Annotated in this window: 2 protein-coding genes; both read left to right on the top strand. The window is 38.2% G+C overall.

Annotated elements, in window-relative coordinates:
• Window positions 1–234 precede the first annotated feature (234 nt).
• The gene (locus ACTIE6_RS22445; RefSeq protein ID WP_439558757.1) at window positions 235–1269 is read left to right on the top strand and encodes an EpsG family protein; all 1035 of its coding nucleotides are present in this window, start codon (window positions 235–237) and stop codon (window positions 1267–1269) included.
• Window positions 1266–2414 carry a hypothetical protein gene (locus tag ACTIE6_RS22440; protein WP_439558756.1) on the top strand — a complete coding sequence of 383 codons (1149 nt, stop codon included), beginning with the start codon at window positions 1266–1268 and terminating at the stop codon, window positions 2412–2414. The genes ACTIE6_RS22445 and ACTIE6_RS22440 overlap by 4 nt, the downstream gene beginning before the upstream one ends.
• Window positions 2415–2654: the final 240 nt, after the last annotated feature.

The raw sequence follows: 2654 nt of genomic DNA, 5'->3' as shown, positions 1-2654 counted from the left end.
AAGCAACGGGATGTACAAATTTATTCCTCCTTTTTCCTGGATGGTTTCTGCCAGCAAGCTTCTGATTGTAGATTTGATTATCAGGTCATTTGGCATTAATGGTAAGGACAACATTAAGAAGTTATTAGGGCTTAAAAAATCTTAACGGCACATATCCAGCGTGCAACTCGATCATCATTTAGATTAGCAATGGCAATTTACTTTATCATTTACTTTCTGCTCAGTACAACTGCATTGGCAGATCTGTTTATAAAGAGGGCCAGTAATAAGTCACTGCTTTTCCCATTGATCTTAATAGGCACGCTGGTAATTGTAACTGCGGGATTACGTTGGGAAACAGGAACAGACTGGCCAAATTATCTTGCCTATTTTCGCAGAATAAAACAGGTTGAATTTGGTGCAACAGGAATGGAGATTGGCTATGAACTTATAGTGAGATCCTTTAATCTTTTTTCCGAGAACTACACCCTATTTCTTTTCGAATGTGCACTTATCATTGTATCGTTTACCTATTACACTGTTTATAAAACGAGTCCATATCCAGCTTTCGCGCTGTTTTTACTAATGTCTTACAGTTTAGTAGGCAGTGGTTTCGGAGTAAGGCAGGATTTAGCTATTAGCATTACATTGTTCTCTGTCATTTTTATTGAACAAAGATCATTCTACAAGTTTGCCATTGTTGTATTTATTGCTACACTCGTTCATAAATCCTCATTCGTCTTTTTCCCTGCCTATTTCCTATACAATTTAAAGTGGAATGTACTTTCCGTTCTGGCCATTCTGGTAATCATAATTGTCAGCTTTTACTTGTCAGATATTATGATTGAAACGATCGGGTCAGCTGTTTCGGAACATAAAACAGAGGTTTATATGGATCTTGGTGATGAGGCAATTGAAGATCCGTATACAACACTATTGAAAGGGCTTTCCCGCAGATTGTTATTTCTGGCATTGTTAATACCAGCTGTCAACTACACTGAAAGTGGCGATAAAAACTTCAATGGAATTTTCAATATCTATGTTTTCGGAATTGTTCTGTATATCATATTTACCCACCTGAATCCCATATTTAGCAGGATTGCTAGACCTTACGATATCTTTCAGATACTGGCTATTCCAATCGCATATTATAATGCATCACGCCGCTATAAAATAATACTGGTTGGCATTGTGTTTGTTTTTTCGGTTTATAAATTCACTTCAATGATCAGAAGTGATGAAGGTATCAATGTGCCATATAAAACGATCTTTACCGAAAACCAAATATGATCTACGTATCTGATATAACCTCCGTTGCTTTCAGGCACGAGCAGTTTAATAAATCTTTCCTTGATCTTTTAACGAAGACATACCCGTCGGAGCCTATCGTTTTTTTGGGAGAGTCAGAGCACCTTCGTGTTATAAAAGAGGATAGCTCTCATATTACTTATCGGGAAATTCCGGTCTACGACAAGCGTGGCGGGTTTAAAGAATTTATCCGGGCGTATCATCAGTTTCAAACACTCAGAAAACTTATTCGCCTGACAATGCAGCATGCAGATGCCAGGTTATATATCCTCTTAATTCACCCATTTGCGCATTTCCTCTATAAATTGTTTGGAGACAAGAGGGCACCAATCTATATTGTAATGCACGGCGAACTTGAATCCTTAAAATTCAACAAGCACTTTCTAAATAAAATATGGGGTTTTTTTCAAAAACAGGCATTTGCTAAAAAATCTCCTAATGCAACTTATATCATCCTCGGGAAAAGCATTTACCGGAACCTGATTGATGTTCTGCCTTCCTTTTCATCACAGAATGCCATTGTTCTTGACCATCCTTACCCGTTCTCTGAACCTCCCCTAATCCGCAAAGATTCGCGCCCTCTTGTTTTATCGACACTAGGAGTTGCAACCAAGGCCAAGAACACCCATTACTTTTTCCAACTCGCGGAACAAGCTTTTGCCAGAAGTTTGAAATACAAATTCAATGTTTGCGGCAAGGTTTATCCAAATATGCAGCGCTTCCTGAATGAACATGTTAATTATAAGCCCGGTTTCGGAATATTAACCCGCGAAGAGCTGGACCGGCTGACACTTGAATCATCTTTTACAGTTTTTTACTACGAAAATTCCGATTATTCACTTTGTTCAAGCGGGTCATTCTGGGATGCAATCAACACAGAAATTCCATTGTTGTATGTCCACAATGATTATTTCGACTACTATGCAGGTATTGCAGGGCCTATTGGAATTCCATTTAAAACTCCGGAGGATTTAAATAACTATGTTCTCAATGACCTGGATCCTGACATAGTTAACAGTAATACTTACAAACAGTTTATAGCTAATATTAAAGCTTTTAAGAATGGATACATGTCAACAGAAAACCTCTCCAATCAGTTGAGACATCCAATTATTCCCGCTTTATAGCAAGTCAAAGGAAACGGAAAGTGATTTTACCTGATCACAACTATTACCATTTCAGCCAATTTAAGGTCCTTATAATTCCGACATCAGCTGTGTGATTTTACGTCCAGCTACATCCCAGTTCAGGCGGCTTTCGTATTCGTTGAATGAAGACAGTGACAGCTGCTGATAAGAATTCCAGTCACTGAAAACAGATTCAATGTAGGATGCATACTCCATTGCAGATGATTGAATCTGAAACGC

Source organism: Dyadobacter sp., from assembly GCF_051859145.1.
GTDB lineage: Bacteria > Bacteroidota > Bacteroidia > Cytophagales > Spirosomataceae > Dyadobacter.
Note: the sequence above shows the minus strand (reverse complement) of the source record. Positions and strands in the feature narration are given on the sequence as shown.